Raw genomic sequence first — 23,780 nt, forward strand, 5'->3', positions numbered from 1 at the left:
TTATTCTCCTTGATTATCTGAAAGCGGTGATGATTTAAGATTCAAATGATGAAAGTTATCTATAATATCTCTTAAAAGGTAAATCAGCATAAAGCAACCACTTAAAGGAATTGCGAGGTAAACTAATCCCATTTGGATACCTAAGACAGGTGATATTTGCCCATTGTTTACAGTGTCTATTACCAAGTTGCCTCCCCCATAGCACATAATCATTGTTGCAAAAGCTACGCTGATTAAATTAATTACAAGTTGTAATCGATGTTGAAGGCTGGGTGAGTGTTCGAATTTACTGACTAGAAGATCAATCGCTAGGTGTTTCTTTTGACCAAGAGCATAAGCTGCGCCCATTAAGCCCACCCAAATAAAGAGAAATCTAGCTATTTCATCTGTATAAGTGCTAGGTGTATTTAATAAATAACGAGATAACACCTGCCAAACTACGCAACACACTAGAAATGAACTTAAAGCTACACAAATCGTTGATAATGCCCAATTCATAATAGATATAAATTTATTCATCATAGGTTCCTTATGTTATTAACTTAAGTTGGTGAACCAATTTTGTGTGTTTTTTTTATTTTTGACAAGTTTTTTTATTTAAAAATGTGATCTGGATCACCAATTTAAAATAATTGGATTGACCGCATTAAATTTGTTGGTCTATTATCTTTATAACATCCGAGCTGTTAGAGGATTAGTCTTTAATTTACTTATTATGGAGATGCGTTATGCAAATCAAAAAACATATGCTTTCTTGCGCTTTAACACTAGCATTATCTGCTGGTGTTGCTTTCTCAGCTTCAGCTAAAACCGTATTAAAATTAAGTCATAACAATGACAAAACTCATCCTGTTCATATTTCAATGCAATATATGGCAGATGAAGTAAAAAAATTAACTAATGGAGAAGTAGTGATCCGCATTTATCCAAATAGCCAATTAGGTAGCCAGCGTGAATCAATGGAACTATTACAAGCCGGTTCACTTGATATGGCAAAATCAAATGCGAGTGAATTGGAAGCATTTGAGCCTTCTTATGGCGCATATAATATCCCGTATCTTTTTCATGATGTGAACCATTACTATCGTGTTTTACTTGATCCTGCGGTAGGGCAAAAAATCCTTGATTCATCAAAAGGAAAGGGGTTCGTTGGTTTAACTTATTATGATGGTGGCGCACGTAGTTTCTATTCTGCTAAACCAATCCAATCTCCTGAAGATTTGAAAGGTATGAAAATTCGTGTTCAACCAAGCCCAACCGCAGTTGAAATGATTAAATTGATGGGCGCAAATCCAACACCATTAGCTTATGGTGAACTCTATACAGCGTTGCAACAAAAAGTAGTCGATGGCGCGGAAAATAATGAAACTGCTTTAACATTAGCTCGTCATGGTGAAGTAGCGAAATACTTTAGTCGTGATGAACACACAATGATTCCTGATGTGTTGGTAATAGGTCAAAAATCTTGGGACAAATTAACACCAGAGCAACAACAGGCTCTCAAGAAAGCTGCTGATGATTCTATGATGTATCATAAAGATTTATGGCAAAAAATGATTGCTGAAACAACTCAAGAAGCAAAAGATAAATTGGGTGTAACTTTTGTTGAAGTTGATAAAAAACCGTTTATTGATGCAACAAAGGATATGCATGATGCTGCTAAATCAAATCCTTTACTTAAGGAATATATTGAACGTATTGATAGTTTAGCAACCAAATAATTTGCATTGAGAAGGGTAGGCGCTTTCGCATACCCTTTACTTTGGGGCGAATATGAAAAAAATAGCATTTATCGGCGAGTGTATGATTGAACTCAATGGGAAACCCTTTGCGGAAATGTGGCAAAGTTATGGTGGTGATACCTTAAATTCTGCAACTTATCTTAGTCGAGTAAGTTCATCAAAAGAGATTCAAGTTCATTATGTCTCTGCATTAGGAACTGATAATTTAAGTAAACAAATGCTTAAATATTGGCAAGCTGATGGCATCCAAACAAATTGGGTTTTACAGGATGAACAGCATCAACCAGGTCTTTATCTAATCCAATTAGATGCTCAAGGCGAACGCACGTTCCTTTATTGGCGTAATCAATCTGCAGCACATTATATGGTTCAACATCCGGATTTTGCTAAGGTTATTGCAGAACTTCAGCAAGTTGATGTGATTTATTTAAGTGGTATTTCATTAGCAATCTTACCGAAAAATGACCGCACTTTTTTAATTGAGCAATTATCTTCTTTAGCTAAAAAAGGCGCAGAAATTGTTTTTGATAGTAATTATCGCCCTGCACTTTGGGGTTCATTAGAAGAAGCCCAAGATTGTTATTTGCAGCTTTTACCTAGTGTTAATATAGCTTTGGTGACTTTTGATGATGAACAAGCATTATGGAAAGATAAAACATCTAGGGATACTTTAGAACGATTACATAAAATTGGTATACCAAAAGTGATTGTGAAGTGCGGTAAGAATGGTGCTATTTTTTCAGATAGGTATTTATCTCAATATGGGCAAGTGATGACTGAACCTATTTTAAATGTGGTAGATACAACCTCTGCTGGTGATTCTTTTAATGCTGGATTTCTGAACGGTTATTTACGAAATAAACCTCTCGAAACTTGTTGTCAGCAAGGCAATCGTATTGCTGGCATCATCATTCAATATAAAGGTGCGATTATAGATAAAGTCGCAACGTCTCATCTTCAATCTGAATTTAATTAATGGAGTTTACTATGAATATTGCAGCAAACCATAACTTAGAAAATAAACTAATTATAATCACGGGGGCTGGCGGAGTGCTATGTTCATTTCTAGCTAAGCAGTTAGCGTATACTAAAGCTAATATTGCCTTGTTAGATTTGAATTTCGAGGCAGCAGACAAAGCAGCAAAAGAAATTAACCAATCAGGTGGAAAAGCAAAAGCTTATAAAACTAATGTGTTAGAACTTGAAAATATTAAAGAAGTGCGTGATCAAATAGCTATTGATTTTGGCACTTGTGATATTTTAATTAATGGTGCTGGTGGGAACAATCCAAAAGCGACAACAGATAATGAGTTCCATCAATTTGATTTAAATGAAACGACGAGAACATTCTTTGATTTAGATAAATCTGGTATAGAATTTGTATTTAATCTCAATTATTTAGGTTCATTATTACCAACTCAAGTTTTTGCAAAAGATATGCTTGGTAAACAAGGGGCAAATATTATTAATATTTCTAGTATGAATGCCGTTACACCACTTACAAAGATACCTGCTTACTCTGGTGCAAAAGCTGCAATCAGTAATTTTACTCAATGGCTTGCTGTATATTTCTCAAAAGTTGGTATTCGTTGTAATGCTATCGCACCAGGGTTTTTAGTTAGTAATCAAAACCGCACTTTATTATTTGATACTGAAGGAAAACCAACAGATAGAGCAAATAAAATTCTAACTAATACACCAATGGGGCGTTTTGGTGAGCCAGAAGAATTGCTCGGCGCATTACTTTTCTTAATAGATGAAAATTATTCTACTTTTGTCAATGGCGTGGTTTTGCCTGTTGATGGTGGTTTTTCTGCGTATAGTGGAGTATAGGGGGATTAAATGAAACAATTTATGGATGAAGATTTTCTTCTTTCAACAGATACAGCAAAAATTCTCTATCATGATTATGCCAAAAATAAACCTATTTTTGATTATCACTGTCATTTAAATCCAAGAGAAGTGGCGGAAAATCGTCAATTTAATGATTTATCTGAAATTTGGCTAGAGGGTGATCATTACAAATGGCGAGCTTTGCGTACAGCTGGAATACCAGAAGAATTGATTACAGGGAAGGCTACTAACTATCAAAAATATTTGGCTTGGGCGAAAACAGTCCCCCTTTGTATTGGTAATCCAATTTATCACTGGACACATTTAGAATTACGCCGTCCTTTTGGTATAACCAATATGTTATTCAATCCGCAAAATGCGGAAAAAATTTGGCATCAATGTAATGAAATGTTGCAACAACCTGAATTTTCTGCGCGAGGCATTATGCAGAAAATGAACGTGAAATTAGTGGGGACAACAGATGATCCCATTGATTCTTTGCAATATCATCAAGCAATCAAGAATGATGAAAGTTTTGATATTGATGTTGTACCAAGTTGGCGATCTGATAAAGTATTTAAAATTGAATTACCGCAATTTAATGATTACCTTGTACAGTTAAGTGAAATTGCAGATGTAGATATTTATACGTTTGCAGATTTACAAAAAGCGTTGTTAAAACGTCTCGAATATTTTGATGCTCAAGGTTGTAAATCTGCTGATCATGGTATGGAAATTGTCCGTTTTTCAGCTATTCCAGATGAATCAGTATTGAATAGTATTTTACAAAAACGTTTGCAAAATCAACCGCTCTTGGAAGAAGAAATTGCTCAATTTAGTACTGCAGTTTTAGTCTGGTTAGCTTCAGAATATTGTAAACGTAATTGGGTAATGCAGATGCATATTGGTGCAATACGTAACAATAATAGTCGAATGTTTGCTTTACTTGGTGCAGATAGTGGCTTTGATTCCATTGGTGATCGAAGTTATGCTGAGCCCCTCTCTCGTTTGTTAGATACAATGGATAGGGAAAATCAACTTCCTAAAACTATTTTGTATTGCTTAAATCCTCGAGATAATGAAATGATCGCTAGTATGATCGGAAACTTTCAAGGCGATGGTATTGCAGGCAAAATACAGTTTGGTTCTGGATGGTGGTTTAATGATCAAAAAGACGGAATGGAACGTCAGTTACAACAGCTTTCTCAATTAGGGTTACTCAGTCAATTTGTTGGAATGCTAACTGATTCACGTAGTTTTTTATCTTACACTCGCCATGAGTATTTCCGCCGTATTTTATGTGAAATGATTGGTGGATGGGTTGAAAAAGGTGAAGCTCCAAATGACATTTCATTACTGGGTAAAATGATTGAAGATATTTGTTTCAACAATGCAAAAAATTATTTTAAATAGGGAAAATTATGTCATACACAACTCAACAAATTATTGAAAAACTTCGTGAACTCAAAATTGTGCCTGTAATTGCGTTGGATAATGCAGAAGATATTTTGCCGCTAGCAGATACGTTGGCTAAAAATGGTTTACCTGTGGCAGAGATTACTTTTCGCTCTGAAGCAGCGGCAGATGCAATTCATTTACTGCGTACTTATCGACCCGATTTTTTGATTGCTGCGGGCACAGTTTTAACTGCGGAACAAGTAGTTTTAGCTAAAAGTAGCGGAGCAGATTTTGTGGTTACTCCTGGGTTAAATCCAAAAATTGTGAAATTATGTCAAGATTTGAATTTTCCAATAACACCAGGGGTGAATAATCCTATGGCAATTGAAACTGCATTAGAAATGGGAATTTCAGCGGTAAAATTTTTCCCTGCAGAGGCTTCAGGCGGAGTGAAAATGATTAAAGCATTGCTCGGTCCTTATGCTCAGTTACAGATCATGCCGACTGGTGGTATAGGGCTTCATAACATAAGGGATTATCTCGCTATTCCTAATATTGTTGCTTGTGGAGGCTCTTGGTTTGTGGAGAAAAAATTGATTCAATCCAAAAATTGGGATGAAATTGGACGATTAGTCAGAGAAGTGATTGATATTATTAAATAAATTTATGTCTTTAAAGTGCAAAGTGCGGTCTATTTAGATCGCATTTTTTTCGATTAAGCTTTTTTCAAAAACTCAGATTTCAACATGATTTTGCCGCAATCGACGTTATGATCGCCATTTACTAAGCGGATGTTTTTGAATTTTGTACCTTTTTTCAATACTTCTGATGAACCTTTTAATTTTAAATCTTTAATCAAAAGTACATCGTCGCCATTTGCAAGCAAATTCCCATTGCTGTCTTTTACGATGAGTTGATCGTCATCTGATTCTTGAATTTCATTATTATCCCATTCATTACCACAATCAGGGCAAACAAAATTAATTGAATCGTGGTAAACGTATTCACTTTGACATTTTGGGCAATTAGGCATTTGATCCATTGGGTTTTCCTTTTTGATTACATATAATAGGCGTGCGAGTATAGCAAAAAAGATGTCTTTCGCCAAAGCGTGAAAGTTTTTGATCAATTTTGAGGGAAATGTATGAAAAAACAAATTCTTGCCTTAGTTTGTAGTGTGATGTTTAGTAGTTCAACTTGGGCGCACAATTTGCAATTAGAGCAATCTTTACCATCGGTCAAAGTGAGTGAGTATGGTGAAATTGTACTTTCTGGAAAAGATATAACATTTCAACCTTGGGGTTCTGCGGAATTAGCGGGTAAAGTGCGTGTTGTGCATCATTTAGCGGGTAGAACGGCAGCAAAAGAGAAAAATCAGCCAATGATTGATGCGATAAAAGCATCTCATTTTAATCCTGCAAAATACCAAACAACGACCATTATTAATGCGGATGATGCGATTGTTGGTACAGGTATATTTGTAAAAAATAGTGCGCAAAAAGGCAAACAAGAAAATCCACATAGCCAAGTTGTGCTAGATGATAAAAGTGCGGTGAAAAATGCTTGGGGATTAAATCCTAAAGATAGTGCAATTATTGTGTTAGACAAAACGGGGAAAGTAAAATTTGTGAAAGAAGGAAAATTGTCTGATAGTGATATTCAGACTGTTATTTCACTCGTGAATGGATTAACTAAATAATGTAATACAAAGTAAAAATCCCTAAGCTTTGCGACTTAAGGATTTTTTTAATTCTGATGGCGGAGGAATAGGGATTCGAACCCTAGGAGGGCGTAAACCCTCGCCGGTTTTCAAGACCGGTGCCTTCAACCACTCGACCATTCCTCCGTGATTGATGGGCGTAGTATAATGAATATTTTATTGATGTAAATAGAAATTTGATGATTTAACTTTAGATGATGATAATTTATTCATTTTGATGAAATTAATTCCATTAATAGCATTGACTTTTTTATCCTTAGCCCTTACTTTACTGAAGACTTTTTATTTATTTTACAAGGAGCTTTTATGCAATCACGTCTTATTGTGGATGCTCAAAAAGAATCGTTACTCAGCACACATAAAGTGTTGCGTAACACATATTTTTTATTGGGATTAACAATGGCATTTTCAGCGGTTGTTGCGTTTATTTCAATGAGCCTAAACTTGCCCTATCCAAATATTATTGTGTTATTAGTGGGCTTTTATGGCTTACTTTTCTTAACCAATAAATTAGCTGATCGCCCTGCTGGTATTTTGGCTGCCTTTGCTTTCACTGGATTTATGGGATACACCATCGGGCCAATTTTAAATATGTATGTGGCACGTGGAATGGAAGATTTGATTATGCTTGCATTCGCAGGAACTGCTATCGTCTTTTTCGCGTGTTCCGCTTATGTATTGACCACGAAAAAAGATATGTCATTCTTATCAAGCGCAATGTTCGCATTATTTATTGTGTTGTTGCTTGGTATGGTGGCAAGTTTCTTCTTCCAAATTCCTGCGTTATCAGTCGCAATTAGTGCATTATTTGTTGTGTTCTCAACAATGACTATTTTGTATGAAACCAGTAATATTATTCACGGTGGAGAAACAAATTACATTCGAGCAACCGTGAACATCTATGTTTCAATCTACAATTTATTCTTGAGTTTATTAAGATTACTTTCTATCTTTTCAAGTGATGAATAATGATTGAATTTTGACTTTATGACCCCACTATTTAGTGGGGTTATTTTTTGGAATAGGCAATGGAAAAACAAATTTTTGAACATTCAGTTAATGTAGAGGAAGAACAATATCAGCCTAAGCAAGAGTTTCATAATGTGGAAACAAAGTTAGATGAAGCGTTAGACGGAGAGTTACTTGATGCTCAGCTTGAACAGGCATTGAAACCAAAATCCAGTTTTGGAAAAACGGTATTAAAATTTACCGCACTTTTATTTGGCACGGCGACGGTTGCGCAATCCGTGCAGTGGATTTGGGATAGCTATCAACAACATCAATGGATTTATCTTGCTTTTGCTTTAGTCAGTTTAATTGTCATTTTATTGGGGATTAAAGAGATTATCGGTGAGTGGAGACGTTTAGTTTATTTAAAAAAACGTGAGCAATTGCAACAACAAAGTCAGCAGATTTGGTTAGAAAGTGCGGTAGAAAATAGCGATGTTTTTTCTGTTCAGAACGTAGAAAAAAGTAAAGTGCTTTGTTTAGAGGTCGCAAAATCTCTAGGTTTGGAAAATGATTCTCCAACGGTAATTCAATGGCAACACCAATTAAATGAAGCTTATTCAGCGCAAGAAATTACTTATTTATTCAGTCGTAATATTTTGTCTTCTTTTGATGCACAAGCTAAAAAATTGATTAGTAAAATGGCCGCTGAATCAGCTGTGATTGTTGCGATTAGTCCGCTTGTTGTAGTGGATATGTTTTTTATCGCGTGGCGCAATCTTCGATTAATGAATAAAATTGCTGAAATTTATGGGATTGAATTAGGGTATTTTTCACGTATTCGATTGTTAAGAATGGTATTGGTCAATATCGCTTTTGCTGGGGCAACCGAAGTGGCACAAGATATTGGAATGGAGTGGCTTTCTCAAGATGTGACAGCAAAATTGTCTGCGCGTATCGCTCAAGGAATCGGTGTGGGATTACTCACAGCTAGATTAGGCGTGAAAGCGATGGAGCTTTGTCGCCCATTAGCATTTCAATTAAACGAAAAACCAAAACTGTCACATATTCAACAGGAATTACTTAGTTCGGTAAAAGATATTGTTCTCGGTAAAAACAAAATTTACAAAAAGGAGCAAATCTGATGGAAATCGAGGTTGTTTATCAACATAGCGATTTTATTATTATCAACAAGCCTGAGGGTATTAGCGTTCATAAAGATCAAGAAGAGCAAGGCTTAACAGAATTTGTTGCAAAACAACTGAATGTGCCTAAAGTATGGTTAGTTCATCGCTTGGATAAAGTGACTTCGGGGCTATTAATTTTGGCACTGAATGCTGAAAGTGCGGCTGAATTTTCTCGACTTTTTTCTGAACATAAAATTCATAAAACGTATTTGGCATTAAGTAACCAAAAGCCTAAAAAGAAACAAGGATTGATCGTCGGGGATATGAAGAAAGCCCGAGACGGTGCATGGAAACTTTGTCAAACTAAAGAAAATCCAGCGATTACGCGTTTTGAAAGTGTAAATTGTGAACCTAATTTACGTTTATTTATTTTAAAACCTCAAACGGGTAAAACACATCAATTACGTGTTGCCATGAAAAGTTTAGGTAGCCCGATTTTAGGCGATGGGCTTTATGGTAAAAATACTGAAAAAATTGACCGCACTTATTTGCATTCGGTTCAATTGGAATTTGATTATTTGAAGGATTTTATTTCGGTCACTTGTTTTCCTATTCAAGGTCAATTTTGGCTTAAGCCTACAGTATTTGAGCAAATTCAGGTTTATCTGACAAAGCCGTTTTTATCAAAATAGAAATCTCTGTATAATAAAGATAATTTTACTCTTTAATAGGAACAAAAATGAAATTTATCTCTTTTAATATAAATGGGTTACGTGCTCGACCACATCAACTTGAAGCCATTATTGAAAAATATCAGCCAGATGTTATCGGCTTGCAGGAAATTAAAGTTGCTGATGAGGCTTTTCCTTATGAAATTACAGAAAAATTAGGTTATCACGTATTTCATCACGGACAGAAAGGTCATTATGGTGTGGCATTATTGACTAAACAAGAACCTAAAGCGGTTCGTCGCGGTTTTCCAACAGACAATGAAGATGCGCAAAAACGCATTATTATGGCTGATTTGGAAACTGAATTTGGTTTATTGACGGTCATTAATGGCTATTTTCCTCAAGGGGAAAGTCGTACGCACGAGACTAAATTTCCAGCTAAAGAGAAATTTTATGCGGATCTTCAACAGTATTTAGAAAAAGAACACAACAAATCTAATCCGATTTTAATTATGGGCGATATGAATATTAGCCCAAGTGATTTAGATATTGGTATCGGCGATGAAAATCGTAAACGTTGGTTACGCACAGGTAAATGTTCTTTCTTACCGGAAGAACGAGCGTGGTATCAACGTTTGTATGATTACGGATTAGAAGATAGTTTCCGTAAGCTAAATCCAACAGCAAATGATAAATTCTCGTGGTTTGATTACCGTTCTAAAGGTTTTGATGATAATCGAGGTTTACGAATTGATCATATTTTAGTAAGCCAAAAATTGGCTGAACGCTGTGTCGATGTGGGTATTGCATTAGATATTCGAGCAATGGAAAAACCGTCTGATCACGCACCGATTTGGGCTGAATTTAAATAGGAAAGCGAAATGGATATGGCAAATTGGCAGAATTATCGTTCTACCGTGAACGGTATGCCTGCCGTGTTTACCGCAAATATTGAAGATGTTGAAAAATATCACGGTAAAGGTCTCGATAAAATAGTGCAGTTTACTATTGATTATCAGGCTGATGATGAAACGGGTTTACCCTCAGAAGTTGAATACGATAAGTTAATTAACCGTGTATTTAAAATTTTGACACAACTCACCGCACTTCCAAATGTATTTTTTGCGGGGCATTTTATTTGTAATTCTCAAATAAAAATACATTTTTATTGTAAGCACGAAAATCTTATTGTAGAAACTTTACAACAAATTGATTTTGTTAAAGATATTAATGTTCAAAAGGATTTAATTTGGGATACTTATTTTGACTTTTTGCTCGCTTCTCCATTAGAGATTAAGTTAAATGCAACGGAAGAATTGCTTGATTTATTAAAAAGTAAAGGTCGTAATTTAAGTGATACCTATTTAGTAGAGCATAGTTTTCATTTTGATGAAGAGCAGAAAATGTTCCCTTTTATGGATGAACTGAGTTTAGGGGATTATTCTTTCACGACATTACAATATTCTGCACAAGCGATTCAGTTTAATGAAGATGAAGAACCTTATTTCTTAGTAAAATTAGAGCAAGAAATTTCATTAGAAAATAGCGAAATTTTTGAACAAGTAGAACGTTTTGAAAAATTGGCTGAACAATTTTTGGGAGAGTATATCGGTTGGGAATGTGATTCTTTAATGGATGCGAACAAGCAGTTGAATTAGTTGTTTGAGATACTCGTAAGTCATAAAAAAGAGAGATATTTATCTCTCTTTTTTAATGTAATTTAACTTTTCTGCGTATTTTTCGCATTAATAAAAATACCCACGGCCATAGTAAACCAGAAGCGAATGCGCCCAAGATGGCTTGCCAATGAAAAAAAGCAGTATGGAGTGAAAATTCAACTAAGAAAATAAGTAATCTTATAATGAAGACGAAAAGTACAACCAATAAACTTTGGAACCAAAGTGATAAATTTCGCAGAATTAAATAGTTTTTGGCAATGATATACATACTCGTAGAAAGTACGAGAGCGTGAACGCCTAATGTAGAGCCTAATACTAAATCCCAAGTTAATCCGAGTAAAAATGACCAGCCTATACTAACTTTATTGGGAATTGCTAATATCCAATAAAGTAATACAAGTACAAGCCATGCGGGCTTTAGCATTTGGAAACCAACTGGCCAAGGTGCAAGTTCTAATACAAAGGCAATAACAAAGAAGCTTAAAATAGTGAACCATTGTAAAATAAATCGTGTTTGCATTAGTCTTCTATCCTTTCTTCTTGCTGTTCTATGGGAAGATCTTCTTCATTTTGAAGGAAATCTGTTGGAATATCTGGTTCAATAATGGTTTTTTCTTTATTTTCTGGAAAGTCTTCTTCTGTTAAGGGTGTTTTTTTCACTCTATAATTTGCTTCATTAGCTTGGCTTTCTAAACGTTTTTGCACCAGATTGCGAACTTCTTCTGGCGATATTGATTTTACTTTTGATATATCTAGGTTACTTGGCCAAAGTAAAAGTACGTAACGTAAACGTTCTAATAAAGCTAAAGGTTTAGCTTTAACTATCGCAAAGTAATTAGAGCTATCACGCGAAACGCTTTGTACAACAGCTACGGGATAGCCTTCAAGAAAACGTCCACCAAGCCCAGAGGTTACGAGAAGATCGCCTTTTTCTATATCAACGGAACGAGGCACGTTATCGAGGCTTAGTTCATCGGTATGCCCAGTCCCACTCGCAATAACACGAACATCATTGCGTAGAACTTGCACTGGAATTGAGTGTGTTACGTCTGTGAGTAGCAGTACTCGGCTAGTATTTTCGCCCACGGAAATAATTTGTCCAATGACGCCTTTTTCATCAATGACAGGCTGACCTACATAAGCACCGTCTTTTTCGCCTTGATTAATCACAATTTGTTGGCGATAAATATCTGTTTCTGCAGTAAGAACTTCGGCAATTTTTTTGTATTCATCGGTTCTTAACGGAGAATTTAATAAAAGGCGTAATCGCTGATTTTCGACTTTGAGTTGATCAAGTAAAAGTAAATCTGCATTTTTTTCCAAAAGCTGTTGGCGTAGTACTTTGTTTTCAATTTGTAATTTATTGGTATTAACAAGATTTTCTGAAACACCATCTAAAATGCTTCGAGGACTATTTGCAAGATAATATAAACCGCCTATTGCCGTTTCCACTGCACTACGTGCTTTCGTTATTGAGTTATTACGTCCATCAGCTAAAATTAGGGCAATAGATGCAAAGATAGCGATAAGTAAACGAATGCCTAGGGGAGGGGCTTTGCTAAAAATGGGTTTCATTAAACGTTCTCTTGTTGAATGAAAAAAGCGAAAGGAAAAGTGCGGTTATTTTTAACCGCACTTTTTGTTCATATTCTAATTAAATTTCATCACTAAAAATATCGCCGCCGTGCATATCGATCATTTCTAATGCTTCGCCACCACCACGAGCAACACAGGTTAATGGATCTTCTGCGATGATAACAGGGACACCAGATTCTTTAGAAAGTAAAATATCAATATTACGTAATAAAGCACCGCCGCCAGTTAAGACCATACCACGTTCGAAAATGTCTGCTGCGTGTTCTGGTTGGCATTCTTCAAGTGCCGTTCGAACCGCTGCTACAATACCATTTAATGGTTGTTGAATGGCTTCTAGGACATCACGTGATGTTAAAGTAAATGAACGTGGCGCACCTTCGGCTAAATTATGTCCGTGTACTTCCATTTCTTTAATTTCGTCATCTTCTTGAATATAAGCAGAACCAATTTCTTGTTTGATGCGTTCGGCGGTAGGTTCTCCGATAACCGAGCCAAAAGTGCGGCGAACATAGGAAATAATCGCCTCGTCGAAACGGTCACCACCGATACGCACGGAAGATGAATATACAATCCCATTTAAGGAAATTACAGCCACTTCTGTCGTACCACCACCGATGTCAATTACCATTGAGCCAACGGCGGTAGAAACGGGTAATTTAGCCCCAATTGCCGCTGCCATTGGTTCTTCAATTAAATATACTTCGCGCGCACCCGCTCCAATTGCTGATTCTTTAATTGCACGACGTTCTACTTGTGTTGCACCAGCTGGCACACATACTAATACGCGTGGGCTTGGGCGCATAAAATTACCGCTATGAACTTGTTTGATAAAGTATTGCAACATTTTTTCTGTCACAAAAAAGTCTGCAATAACGCCATCTTTCATCGGACGAATTGCGACAATACTTTTGGGAGTACGACCTAACATTAATTTGGCTTCTTTACCCACAGCTGCAATGCTTTTTAATGTGCCTACGCGATCTTGACGAATCGCAACAACAGAGGGTTCATCAAGTACAATACCCTGTCTTTTGACATAAATTAAAGTATTAGCTGTGCCTAAATCAATAGAAAGATCGTTTGAAAACAACCCACGAATTTTTTTAAATAACATAATTATACCGTTTAAAATGAAAGTTAGTTTTGTTTGACAAAAAAGTAGAAAATGACTTTGTCAAACATACAAAAAATTGCGCTAAATGTATCAAAAAAAGCGTTGCGATTACAGTGTTTTTTAGCGTTTTTTATCGCAGTTGCCATTGCCCTTTGTCTTGCAGAATTAACTGTTGTTGATGTAAGGTTTTTAGGGTTGAACGGTGTCCCACACTGATGATCGTCGTTTGTGGTAGTTCTTGTTGTAACAATTGATACATCGCAAATTCTAATCCTTCATCCATACTTGCTGTGGCTTCATCTAAAAATGCCACCGCTGGTTTGTGTAGAATTAATCGTGCAAACGCCAAACGTTGTTGTTCGCCAAGAGAAAGAATACGCGTCCAGTCTTGTTCTTTTTCTAATTGTTCAGTCAAATGTCCTAGTTGCACTTTATTTAATATTTCTATCGCTTGCGTATGTGAAATATTGTCAGCGTTATTTGGATAAGCTAATGCTGACATCAAATTTCCTTGTGGCACATACGGTTTTTGTGACAAGAAAAGCTGACTGTGCGTAGGGCAATTTATTTCCCCCTCGGCGTAGCTCCAAAGCCCCGCAATGGTGCGTAAAAGCGTGGTTTTTCCTGCCCCAGATTTTCCTTGAATAAGTAAACTTGTTCCTTGCGGTAAGGTAATGTTTAGATGTTTAATTAGTGTATGACCTAATGGATTTTGAATACTTAAATTTTTGAAAATCACATCTGTTGGATGATTGTGGATCTGTGTTTGTGATTTATTATTTACTTTTTCAATGGCATAACTGAACCCAGTTAAACGATCGAGTGTTGCTTTATAGCTTGCAAAATTATCATAAGTATTGCGGAAGAATGAAAGATTTGCGTGTAACTGACCAAATACTTGTAAGGTTTGCATTAGATCGCCAAGTTTTATTTGTTTTTCAAAGTAACGTCCAACTTGAATTAACAATGGAAAAACCACGGAAATTTGGCTTACGACTAAGTTAAATCCTGAAAATTTTAGTGTTCTAAATACAATAATCCACATATTATGAATGACGGCATTGAACTGCTGATAAAGCTGATTTTTTTCGACTTTTTCGCCCGCATAAAAAGCAATGCTTTCGGCATATTCTTTTATTCGAATTAAAGAATAACGATAGTTTGCGTTTAGGAGTTCATTAATAAAATTCAAGGATATTAATGGACGACCGAGCCAAAATGCGATGAGGGTTGTGAAGATGACATAACCAAACACTAAAAATACCATCATATGCGGAATTTCCACGCCAAGTACCATCATTGGACCTGCTAATCCCCATAATAAAATCGTATAAGAGATCATAGAGGTTACCGCATCAATGACACCAGTGCTTAAAGAAAGCGTGGTTTTTACATAAGATTGCACATCTTGTTGAATACGTTGATCGGGGTTATCAAGATTTTCTGATAAATATTGTATTTTGTAATAGGCACGATGTGCCATCCATTTATCAACAAGCTGTTCGTTAAGCCATTCAATCCAGTTGATGACGAAACGTTGCTCTAAATAATAGCTTACTAATGCTGCTGAAACAGAACTTGCGGCAATGACACAGAACAAGCCCATTTGTTGCCAAAATACATGTTCATTAAATTCTTGCAATGATGTGTACATATTTTTGTACCACTCAGAATGTACAAGGCTGATACGTACGCTAAGTAGCGTCATTGCAACAATAAGCAGAAAGAATAAGATAGGTTTTATACTACGTTTAGGCGAAAGATAACCACCTGCAAACATCCAAAATTGTCTTCCCCATTGAGTAAAACGCACCAAAAGAAAAATGCCAAAACTAAAGACGACTGAGGTGATGGCTAGCGTTTGTAAAATCCAAATAAGAGAAGTAATGGCTTCTTGGGCGTAATCCATAAATATTCCATCCGAGCTAAAAGTGCGGTGAAAAATAACCGCACTTTTTGTAAAAGGGTCAAAATTTTCGGTATTGTAGAGTCTATGCTCAATTTCGCAAGAAAAAATGTGACGAATGTAGCATTTTTTGAGTTTGGTTAAGGTTTTCAAAAAGTAACTTGGATATAATCCAAAGGAGTTAAATTTCATTTTTAAGGGGTCAATATGAGTGATATTGCGATCACGATTAGCCTTCTTGCCCTCGTCGCCGTAATCGGCTTATGGATCGGGCATTGGAAGATCCGCGGGGTTGGGCTTGGCATTGGTGGCGTGCTGTTTGGCGGCATTATTGTTGCCCATTTCACTAATCAATATGGCTTGAAACTGGATGCGCATACGCTGCATTTTGTGCAAGAATTTGGTTTAATTTTATTTGTTTATACTATTGGTATTCAGGTGGGGCCGGGCTTTTTTTCTTCTTTACGAAAATCTGGTTTAAAGCTAAATGCCTTTGCCATTTTGATTATTGTGCTGGGGTCAATTGCCGTGGTTCTTGTACATAAAATTGCGGATGTTCCACTGGATATTGCCTTAGGTATTTATTCTGGTGCTGTTACTAATACGCCAGCGTTGGGGGCAGGGCAGCAAATTTTAGCAGAATTAGGGGTGCCTCAAACCACTGTGACTATGGGGGTGTCTTATGCAATGGCTTATCCATTCGGGATTTGCGGTATTTTGCTTGCAATGTGGTTAATCCGCTTATTTTTTAAAGTCAAAGTGGATGATGAAGCGGCACGTTTTAATGCGGAGAGCGGTCAAGAAAAAGAAAGTTTACATAATATTTCTTTAAAAGTGACGAACCAAAATTTAGATGGTCTGACGTTAATTCAAATTCCTGGATTTAGTGATGAAGAAGTCGTATGTTCACGTTTAAAACGCGATGATATGGAAATTGTTCCAAAGGCGAGTACTGAGATTCATGCCAACGATATTTTGCAATTAGTGGGCGATGATAATTCGCTTGCCAAAATGCGTTTAATTATCGGACACGAAGTTGATGCACCAACTGTTGCCTATAGTGGCGAAATTCGTTCTGAGCGTGTGGTGGTAACGAATGAAAAAGTATTAGGCAAAAAGATCCGTGCCTTAGGCATTCATCAAAAATATGGGGTTGTGATTTCACGTTTAAATCGTGCAGGTATTGAGCTAGTTCCAACGGGAAATACCACACTGCAATTTGGCGATGTGCTACATATGGTCGGACGTAGTGATGTACTAAATCAGGCTATTTCAGTCATTGGTAATGCACAACAAAAATTGCTTCAAGTGCAAATGTTACCTGTGTTTATCGGCATTGGTTTAGGAGTACTCGTTGGTTCGATTCCATTCTATATTCCAGGTTTCCCTGTTGCGTTAAAATTAGGGCTTGCTGGCGGGCCATTGGTGGTTGCGTTGATCTTAGCGAGAATTGGCACGATTGGTAAACTTTACTGGTTTATGCCGCCTAGTGCTAACTTGGCGTTACGCGAAATTGGGATTGTTCTTTTCTTGGCTGTGGTCGGTTTAAAATCAGGCGGAAGTTTCTTTGATACCTTGTTGAATGGCTCTGGTCTTGAATGGATGGGATACGGTATTTTTATCACCTTTATTCCATTAATGATTACTGGTATTTTGGCTCGTCTATATGGCAAACTGAATTACCTTACAATCTGTGGTTTACTTGCAGGTTCAATGACGGATCCTCCTGCTTTAGCATTTGCTAATGAAATTAAAGAAGATAACGGTGCAGCAGCACTTTCTTATGCAACTGTGTATCCGTTAGTGATGTTCTTGCGAATAATGTCGCCACAGTTATTGGCAGTGTTATTATGGGCAGCATAGTAAAAATAATTTCAATTTAGACATAAAAAGCGCGGTTAATTTCGCGCTTATTTTTTGCGTGGATTTTGCGCAAGAGGGTATTCAATGATAGAATTCCGCACTTTTATTGCGAAGTGAGAACAAAATGGCGTTAGTTGAATTTTTGATGGAAACCTTAGAAGGGTTAAAGGGAACAGATATTGTACATTTTGATGTACGTGGAAAATCATCGATTACGGATAATATGATTATTTGCACGGGTACATCGAGCCGCCAAGTTTCTGCAATGGCAGATAATTTAATCACAGAATGTAAAAAAGCAGGTTTTGAAACCTTTGGCGAAGAAGGTAAAAATACTGCAGATTGGATTGTGGTGGATCTTGGTCAAGCTATCGTACATATCATGCAACGTGACGCCCGTGAAATGTATCAATTAGAGAAACTTTGGGCGTAAATTTTAGTAAAGTGCGGTAAAAAATAACCGCACTTTTTAGATAAGGATGACTTGTGAAAATCACGTTAATTGCCGTCGGAACAAAAATGCCTTCTTGGGTTACAACGGGTTTTGAGGAATATCAACGCCGTTTCCCAAAAGATATGCCTTTTGAACTAATTGAAATCCCAGCAGGCAAGCGTGGAAAAAATGCTGATATTAAACGTATTTTAGAACAAGAAGGCAAAGCGATGTTAGCGGCCTGTGGAAAAGGCAAAGTCGTGACGTTAGATATTCCTGGTAAACCTTGGACGACGCCGCAGCTAGCTGAGCAACTAGAAGCGTGGAAAAATGATGGTCGCGATGTTTGTTTATTGATTGGTGGGCCTGAGGGGCTTTCGCCAGAATGCAAAGCTGCCGCAGAGCAAAGTTGGTCGCTTTCTCCCTTGACATTACCTCACCCGCTTGTTCGTGTCGTGGTGGCTGAAAGTTTGTATCGCGCGTGGTCGCTCACTACTAATCATCCTTATCATCGAGAATAATACATCCTTATTTTTAGCCAGATGAATTTAAAAAAATTCTTCAATACGCCAACTCATGAGCCGTTCCGCGATAAAAAAGCGGAGCGTAACCTTTTTGCACGCCGAACTTTAGTGGCTTTTTTGGGGATTTTGCTACTAACAGGGGTGTTATTTACCAATATTTATCAGCTACAGATTGTTAATTTCAATACTTACCAAACGCGTTCTAATGGTAACCGAATTAAATTATTACCTTTACCGCCAACGCGTGGCTTAATCTATGATCGTTACGGTAAATTATTAGCCGAAAATCTTACTTTTTTTGGTTTATACATTGTGCCGGAAAAAACTGAAAATTTAGACCGCACTTTAGATGAATTACGCTACATTGTGGGATTGACGGATAACGATATTGAACATTTTAAAAAAGAACGTCGCCGTGGAACGCGTTATACACCGATTTTATTAAAGCCGAATTTAACAGAAGAACAAATTTCACGCTTTGCGGTAAATGGCTACCAATACCCGAGTTTAGAGGTACGTCCTTATTTCAAACGCCATTATTTATATGGCGAAACAATGGCGCATATTTTGGGATATGTAGGTAAAATGAATGATAAAGATGTAGAACGTTTGAAACGAGAGGATAAATTTGCGAATTATGCGGGGACGAACGATATTGGAAAATTGGGTATTGAACGTTATTACGAGGATATACTGCAAGGTACCACGGGTTTTGAAGAAGTAGAAATTAATAATCGCGGCAAAGTAATCCGTACTTTGCGTAGCCGACCTGCTGTGGCGGGAAAAAGTATTCATTTAACTATTGATTTGGCATTACAGCGTTATATTACTGAACTTTTATTGGGACTAAAAGGTGCTGTAGTTGTGCTTGATCCGAAAGATAGTAGTGTATTAGCGATGGTATCTACACCAAGTTATGATAATAATTTATTTGTTGATGGTATTTCCTCCGAAGATTATAAACGTTTATTAAATGATCCTGCTCGTCCGCTTTATAGTCGTGCGACACAAGGTGCGTATCCGCCCGCTTCAACAGTCAAACCTTTTATTGCAGTAGCCGCACAAACTGAAAATGTGATTACACCAAACACAACAATTTTTGATCCGGGATATTGGGTATTACCTAACTCCACAAAACGTTTTCGTGATTGGAAAAAAACAGGCCACGGAGATACGGATTTGAATAAAGCGATTACTGAATCCTCTGATACTTATTTTTATCAAGTGGCTTATAATATGGGTATTGATCGCCTTTCTAATTGGATGAAGGATTTTGGTTTTGGTATGCCAACTGGGATTGAAATTCAAGAAGAAACGGCTGCCAATATGCCAACCCGAGAATGGAAACAAAAACGCTATAAACGCCCTTGGGTACAAGGCGATACGATTTCGGTTGGGATTGGTCAAGGTTATTGGACGGCAACACCACTACAAGTAGCAAAAGCAACGACGATATTGGTCAATAATGGCAAAGTAAATACGCCGCATTTGATGAAAGCAATTGAGGGGGTAGTTCTAGAGCCTTATGAAGATCCGTTAATTTATCCTGATATTAGTACACCTAAAGTGACGGCTTGGGAGGCAGCGAAACGAGGTATGTACAATGTTGTTAATGCTGCAAATGGAACTGGGCGAAAAGCCTTTGCAGATGCCAATTATCGTGTTGCAGGAAAATCTGGTACTGCTCAAGTGTTTAGTTTAAAAGAAAATGAAAAATACAATGCGGTGGGATTGAAAAAAGAATTACATGATCACGCATGGTTTACCGCATATGCGCCTTATGAAAACCCTAGATTGGTTGTGACAGTGATTTTAGAAAATGCAGGTGGTGGTTCAAGTAATGCCGCACCGTTAGCGCGTAAAGTGATGGATTACTATTTAAATCAGCGTTTACCACAAGTTGAAAAATATAATGTACCTATTCAGCAAAAAAAAGATTTGTCACAAGAGAGCGAACAAATAAATGGAAGATAAAATCCCTTTTTGGTTGCGTGTTTGGCAACGTTTGCATATTGATTTTTGGCTGTTTATCGGACTTCTTGCAATAACGGCTTATGGTATGCTGGTGTTATATAGTGCATCAGGTGCCAGTGAAATGATGTTTAATAACCGAATTATTCAGGTTTTACTTGGATTTATTGTTATGCTGTTAATGGCTCAATTTCCACCAAGATTTTACCAACGCATCGCACCTTATCTTTATTTAATTGGTTTTGTGTTGTTGATCTTAGTAGATGCTATTGGCACGACAAGTAAAGGTGCGCAGCGTTGGCTTGATCTGGGATTTATTCGTTTTCAACCCTCTGAAATTGTAAAACTGGCTGTGCCATTAATGGTGGCGGTATATTTAGGTAATCGCCCGCTTCCACCTAAATTAAGTGAAACATTTATTGCGATTGCAATGATTATGATTCCGACTTTACTTGTAGCTATGCAACCTGATTTAGGCACATCAATTTTGGTAAGTGCGTCAGGTCTATTTGTAGTATTTTTAGCTGGAATGAGTTGGTGGCTTATTTTAGCTGCAGTGATTGGTCTAGCTGGGTTTATTCCGATCATGTGGCTATATCTAATGCACGATTATCAACGTACTCGTGTACTTACATTATTAGATCCAGAAAAAGACCCTCTCGGTGCAGGCTATCATATTTTGCAATCAAAAATTGCGATTGGTTCTGGTGGATTAAACGGAAAAGGCTGGATGCAGGGGACTCAATCACAATTAGAATTTTTGCCCGAACCTCATACAGATTTTATTTTTGCGGTAATGGGTGAAGAGCATGGAATGATTGGTTTCTTGATTTTAATAGCGATTTACTTATTTATTATTGTGCGTGGTTTAATGATTGCTGTAAATGCTCAAACTTCTTTTGGGCGTATTCTTGCTGGCGCAACAACATTAATTTTCTTTGTCTATGTATTTGTTAATATTGGAATGGTGAGCGGTATTTTGCCTGTTGTGGGTGTGCCATTACCTTTATTTAGCTATGGTGGTACATCTTATGTTGCTATTATGGCGAGCTTTGGTTTACTGATGTCTATTCATACGCACAAAAGTCAATTTATGAAAAGGAACTAATTTCATTTTTTTCTTTCTTAAAGAGAGACTAAATGAAAAGCGTCAATACTTATGAAATTAAAAACTTGGTTAAATTTGACCGCACTTTCGCTGTTTATGGTAAGCATTAATCTTCCAGTGCAAGCGAATACACAAAAAATGTATGGCATTCGAGGTGATAATCTGTCTATTACTACTAAAATGCCAACACCAATTACTTATTCGGTGAAAGGGAAAACCTATACGACTAAAAGTGGAGATGATGCCAAATTTTATATAAAAGAGGGAGTGGCGAGTTATTACCATTCTAAGTTTAATGGTCGCAAGACGGCAAATGGTGATATTTATCGTGCTACACAATTTACTGCAGCACATAAAACATTACCAATGAATTCTTATGCTTTGGTCACAAATCTGAATAATAATCGTAAAGTTATCGTTCGTATTAATGATCGTGGACCTTTCAGTGATAAACGTTTAATTGATCTTTCGCACGCTGCAGCAAAAGAAATTGGCTTAATTTCCCACGGCACTGGACAGGTAAGGATTGAGGCGTTGCATGTTGCTAAAAATGGAAATTTATCAGGTGCAGCCACAAAAACACTGGCTAAACAAGCAAAAACTCAGGAAGCTGCCGATCGTTTAGTATTAAAATCTAACACGTTTTCCGATAAGTCGCTTCAGGCTACAAATGAAAAAAAAGGAAATGAATTTTACCGTTTGAAAATGCTTGAACTAACCTCTCGTAGCCAAGCAAATAAGTTAATTACGCAACTTGCGTTAGCGAATATTCAGGCTGAAGTAAATCGCTCGGGAAATAAATATGAAATTCATATTGGGCCTTTTGATGACAAAACAAAAATGGCACAAGTGAGAACTAAATTACAAAAAATGGCAAATAATAAGCCATTAATTGTTTATACGTATAAAAATTAATTGTAGGAAGATCTTATGTTGAAAAGAACAACAAAAATCGCATTTTTATCTGGATTTGTGGCACTTAGCACTTTTTCCGTATCTGCTGAAGATATTCAGTTTGCTGTAATGCCTCCACAAATTACGGCTCAAACGTATGTACTGATGGATTATAATTCAGGCGCAATTTTGACCGCACTTAACCCAGATCAACGTCAATATCCTGCATCACTGACTAAAATGATGACAAGTTATGTAGTTGGTGTCGCATTAAAACAAGGCAAAATCCATAATACTGATATGGTGACTATTGGCGAGAGTGCGTGGGGACGTAATTTCCCTGACTCATCAAAAATGTTTTTAGATTTAAATACACAAGTATCTGTAGCAGATTTGAATCGAGGCGTGATTGTTGTTTCTGGAAATGATGCAACAGTGGCTTTAGCCGAACATATTTCTGGCAATGTACCGAACTTTGTAGAAACAATGAATAAATATGTTCAAAAATTTGGTTTGAAAAATACGAATTTCACTACGCCACATGGTTTGGACGATCCAAATCAATATTCTTCCGCGCGTGATATGGCAATTATTGGTGCGCATATTATTCGTGATTTACCTGAAGAATATAAAATTTACTCAGAAAAAGATTTCACATTTAACAAGATTAAACAACCTAACCGTAATGGCTTACTGTGGGATAAAACTATCAATGTTGATGGGATGAAAACGGGTCATACCAGTCAAGCAGGATACAACTTAGTTGCTTCTGCCACGACACCAAACAATATGCGTTTGATTTCAGTGGTAATGGGGGTTCCAACTTATAAAGGTCGTGAAGTAGAAAGTAAAAAACTTTTACAATGGGGTTTTGCTAATTTTGAAACCTTTAAAACTTTAGAAGCAGGTAAAGTCATTTCAGAGCAACCTGTTTATTATGGTGATAAAGGTAGCGTGAAATTGGGAACGCTACAAGACCGCTTTATCACTATTCCGAAAGGTAAACAAAATGAGCTTAAAGTGCGCTATGAGTTAGAAGGTAAAAACTTACAGGCACCTTTAGCAAAAGGACAAATTGTAGGGAAAGTCGTTTATCAATTAGAAGGCAAGGATATTGCAGCGGTAAACTTACAAGTAATGGATGAAGTTGGCGAAGCCGGTATTTTCGGAAAAGCTTGGGATTGGCTGGTGCTCACTGTAAAAGGCTTGTTTGCATAAAATATCTGAGAAATTACCGCACTTTTTTAATTAAG

General features: G+C 36.8%; 24 protein-coding genes and 1 tRNA gene. 18 read left to right on the plus strand and 7 right to left on the minus strand.

Features of this window, described 5'->3' with window-relative positions:
* Nucleotides 1-519, minus strand: coding sequence for a TRAP transporter small permease (locus DQN24_RS04515; protein ID WP_041175366.1), 519 nt, complete (start codon nucleotides 517-519; stop codon nucleotides 1-3).
* A gap of 209 nt (nucleotides 520-728) precedes the next feature.
* On the opposite strand from DQN24_RS04515, the gene DQN24_RS04520 reads away from it, so the two are divergent.
* The 5 genes from DQN24_RS04520 to DQN24_RS04540 are packed head-to-tail and all read left to right on the plus strand — an operon-like array spanning nucleotide 729 to nucleotide 5,635.
* Nucleotides 729-1,721 carry a TRAP transporter substrate-binding protein gene (locus tag DQN24_RS04520; protein ID WP_005652579.1) on the plus strand — a complete coding sequence of 331 codons (993 nt, stop codon included), beginning with the start codon at nucleotides 729-731 and terminating at the stop codon, nucleotides 1,719-1,721.
* A gap of 52 nt (nucleotides 1,722-1,773) precedes the next feature.
* Nucleotides 1,774-2,718: a sugar kinase gene (locus tag DQN24_RS04525; RefSeq protein WP_021035531.1), complete on the plus strand. Its 945-nt coding sequence runs from the start codon at nucleotides 1,774-1,776 to the stop codon at nucleotides 2,716-2,718.
* Nucleotides 2,719-2,729: 11 nt separating this feature from the next.
* On the plus strand, nucleotides 2,730-3,575 hold the full coding sequence (locus DQN24_RS04530) for an SDR family oxidoreductase (protein ID WP_021035530.1): 846 nt from the start codon (nucleotides 2,730-2,732) through the stop codon (nucleotides 3,573-3,575).
* A gap of 9 nt (nucleotides 3,576-3,584) precedes the next feature.
* Nucleotides 3,585-4,988 (plus strand): glucuronate isomerase, encoded by a 1,404-nt coding sequence (gene uxaC / locus DQN24_RS04535; protein ID WP_050845949.1) that lies wholly within the window; start codon nucleotides 3,585-3,587, stop codon nucleotides 4,986-4,988.
* Nucleotides 4,989-4,996: 8 nt separating this feature from the next.
* A complete protein-coding gene (locus DQN24_RS04540; protein WP_021035528.1) occupies nucleotides 4,997-5,635 on the plus strand; it encodes a bifunctional 4-hydroxy-2-oxoglutarate aldolase/2-dehydro-3-deoxy-phosphogluconate aldolase in 639 nt (212 codons plus the stop codon).
* Between the two features lie 53 nt (nucleotides 5,636-5,688).
* On the opposite strand, the gene DQN24_RS04545 is transcribed toward DQN24_RS04540, so the two are convergent.
* On the minus strand, nucleotides 5,689-6,015 hold the full coding sequence (locus tag DQN24_RS04545; protein ID WP_111695450.1) for a zinc ribbon domain-containing protein YjdM: 327 nt from the start codon (nucleotides 6,013-6,015) through the stop codon (nucleotides 5,689-5,691).
* 102 nt (nucleotides 6,016-6,117) lie between these two features.
* Here DQN24_RS04545 and DQN24_RS04550 point away from each other — a divergent pair, with 102 nt between their 5' ends.
* Nucleotides 6,118-6,672, plus strand: a complete 555-nt coding sequence (locus tag DQN24_RS04550) for a YtfJ family protein (protein WP_021035526.1) — start codon at nucleotides 6,118-6,120, stop codon at nucleotides 6,670-6,672.
* Between the two features lie 57 nt (nucleotides 6,673-6,729).
* Here the strand turns inward: DQN24_RS04550 and DQN24_RS04555 are convergent.
* Nucleotides 6,730-6,819: transfer RNA gene (locus DQN24_RS04555), tRNA-Ser, on the minus strand.
* A gap of 180 nt (nucleotides 6,820-6,999) precedes the next feature.
* Here DQN24_RS04555 and DQN24_RS04560 point away from each other — a divergent pair.
* The 5 genes from DQN24_RS04560 to DQN24_RS04580 are packed head-to-tail and all read left to right on the plus strand — an operon-like array spanning nucleotide 7,000 to nucleotide 11,097.
* Nucleotides 7,000-7,662 (plus strand): Bax inhibitor-1/YccA family membrane protein, encoded by a 663-nt coding sequence (locus DQN24_RS04560; RefSeq protein WP_005649826.1) that lies wholly within the window; start codon nucleotides 7,000-7,002, stop codon nucleotides 7,660-7,662.
* 59 nt (nucleotides 7,663-7,721) lie between these two features.
* Nucleotides 7,722-8,786, plus strand: a complete 1,065-nt coding sequence (locus DQN24_RS04565) for a YcjF family protein (protein WP_021035525.1) — start codon at nucleotides 7,722-7,724, stop codon at nucleotides 8,784-8,786.
* Entirely contained in the window at nucleotides 8,786-9,460 is a 675-nt protein-coding gene (locus tag DQN24_RS04570; RefSeq protein ID WP_021035524.1) for a TIGR01621 family pseudouridine synthase, read from the plus strand. The genes DQN24_RS04565 and DQN24_RS04570 overlap by 1 nt, the downstream gene beginning before the upstream one ends.
* A 47-nt stretch (nucleotides 9,461-9,507) precedes the next feature.
* Entirely contained in the window at nucleotides 9,508-10,311 is an 804-nt protein-coding gene (xthA, locus tag DQN24_RS04575; RefSeq protein ID WP_021035523.1) for an exodeoxyribonuclease III, read from the plus strand.
* A gap of 9 nt (nucleotides 10,312-10,320) precedes the next feature.
* Nucleotides 10,321-11,097, plus strand: a complete 777-nt coding sequence (locus DQN24_RS04580; RefSeq protein ID WP_021035522.1) for a TIGR01619 family protein — start codon at nucleotides 10,321-10,323, stop codon at nucleotides 11,095-11,097.
* 52 nt (nucleotides 11,098-11,149) lie between these two features.
* Here the strand turns inward: DQN24_RS04580 and mreD are convergent, their stop codons facing one another.
* The 4 genes from mreD to DQN24_RS04600 all read right to left on the minus strand — a co-directional run bounded on the left by mreD (nucleotide 11,150) and on the right by DQN24_RS04600 (nucleotide 15,737).
* Nucleotides 11,150-11,638, minus strand: a complete 489-nt coding sequence (gene mreD, locus DQN24_RS04585; protein WP_021035521.1) for a rod shape-determining protein MreD — start codon at nucleotides 11,636-11,638, stop codon at nucleotides 11,150-11,152.
* The gene (gene mreC, locus DQN24_RS04590) at nucleotides 11,638-12,693 is read right to left on the minus strand and encodes a rod shape-determining protein MreC (protein ID WP_021035520.1); all 1,056 of its coding nucleotides are present in this window, start codon (nucleotides 12,691-12,693) and stop codon (nucleotides 11,638-11,640) included. The genes mreD and mreC overlap by 1 nt, the downstream gene beginning before the upstream one ends.
* Nucleotides 12,694-12,772: 79 nt before the next feature.
* Nucleotides 12,773-13,828, minus strand: coding sequence for a rod shape-determining protein (locus tag DQN24_RS04595; protein ID WP_005687476.1), 1,056 nt, complete (start codon nucleotides 13,826-13,828; stop codon nucleotides 12,773-12,775).
* A gap of 130 nt (nucleotides 13,829-13,958) precedes the next feature.
* Nucleotides 13,959-15,737: an ABC transporter ATP-binding protein/permease gene (locus tag DQN24_RS04600; RefSeq protein ID WP_111695451.1), complete on the minus strand. Its 1,779-nt coding sequence runs from the start codon at nucleotides 15,735-15,737 to the stop codon at nucleotides 13,959-13,961.
* 204 nt (nucleotides 15,738-15,941) lie between these two features.
* On the opposite strand from DQN24_RS04600, the gene DQN24_RS04605 reads away from it, so the two are divergent.
* From DQN24_RS04605 to DQN24_RS04635, 7 genes are all read left to right on the plus strand, one after another.
* Nucleotides 15,942-17,597, plus strand: coding sequence for a putative transporter (locus DQN24_RS04605; RefSeq protein WP_111695452.1), 1,656 nt, complete (start codon nucleotides 15,942-15,944; stop codon nucleotides 17,595-17,597).
* A 124-nt stretch (nucleotides 17,598-17,721) separates the two neighbouring features.
* Nucleotides 17,722-18,030, plus strand: coding sequence for a ribosome silencing factor (gene rsfS, locus DQN24_RS04610; protein ID WP_014326528.1), 309 nt, complete (start codon nucleotides 17,722-17,724; stop codon nucleotides 18,028-18,030).
* A gap of 53 nt (nucleotides 18,031-18,083) precedes the next feature.
* Nucleotides 18,084-18,551, plus strand: a complete 468-nt coding sequence (gene rlmH, locus DQN24_RS04615) for a 23S rRNA (pseudouridine(1915)-N(3))-methyltransferase RlmH (protein ID WP_005649848.1) — start codon at nucleotides 18,084-18,086, stop codon at nucleotides 18,549-18,551.
* 21 nt (nucleotides 18,552-18,572) lie between these two features.
* Nucleotides 18,573-20,528: a penicillin-binding protein 2 gene (mrdA, locus tag DQN24_RS04620; protein WP_111695453.1), complete on the plus strand. Its 1,956-nt coding sequence runs from the start codon at nucleotides 18,573-18,575 to the stop codon at nucleotides 20,526-20,528.
* Nucleotides 20,518-21,633 carry a rod shape-determining protein RodA gene (gene rodA, locus DQN24_RS04625; protein ID WP_021035516.1) on the plus strand — a complete coding sequence of 372 codons (1,116 nt, stop codon included), beginning with the start codon at nucleotides 20,518-20,520 and terminating at the stop codon, nucleotides 21,631-21,633. Before mrdA ends, rodA begins: the two co-directional genes overlap by 11 nt.
* A gap of 51 nt (nucleotides 21,634-21,684) precedes the next feature.
* On the plus strand, nucleotides 21,685-22,548 hold the full coding sequence (locus DQN24_RS04630) for a septal ring lytic transglycosylase RlpA family protein (RefSeq protein ID WP_048940936.1): 864 nt from the start codon (nucleotides 21,685-21,687) through the stop codon (nucleotides 22,546-22,548).
* A gap of 15 nt (nucleotides 22,549-22,563) precedes the next feature.
* Nucleotides 22,564-23,745: a D-alanyl-D-alanine carboxypeptidase family protein gene (locus tag DQN24_RS04635; RefSeq protein ID WP_021035514.1), complete on the plus strand. Its 1,182-nt coding sequence runs from the start codon at nucleotides 22,564-22,566 to the stop codon at nucleotides 23,743-23,745.
* The last annotated feature ends 35 nt before the right edge of the window (nucleotides 23,746-23,780 follow it).

The sequence above is a fragment of the Haemophilus influenzae genome, assembly GCF_900475755.1.
Taxonomy (GTDB): Bacteria; Pseudomonadota; Gammaproteobacteria; order Enterobacterales; family Pasteurellaceae; genus Haemophilus; species Haemophilus influenzae_D.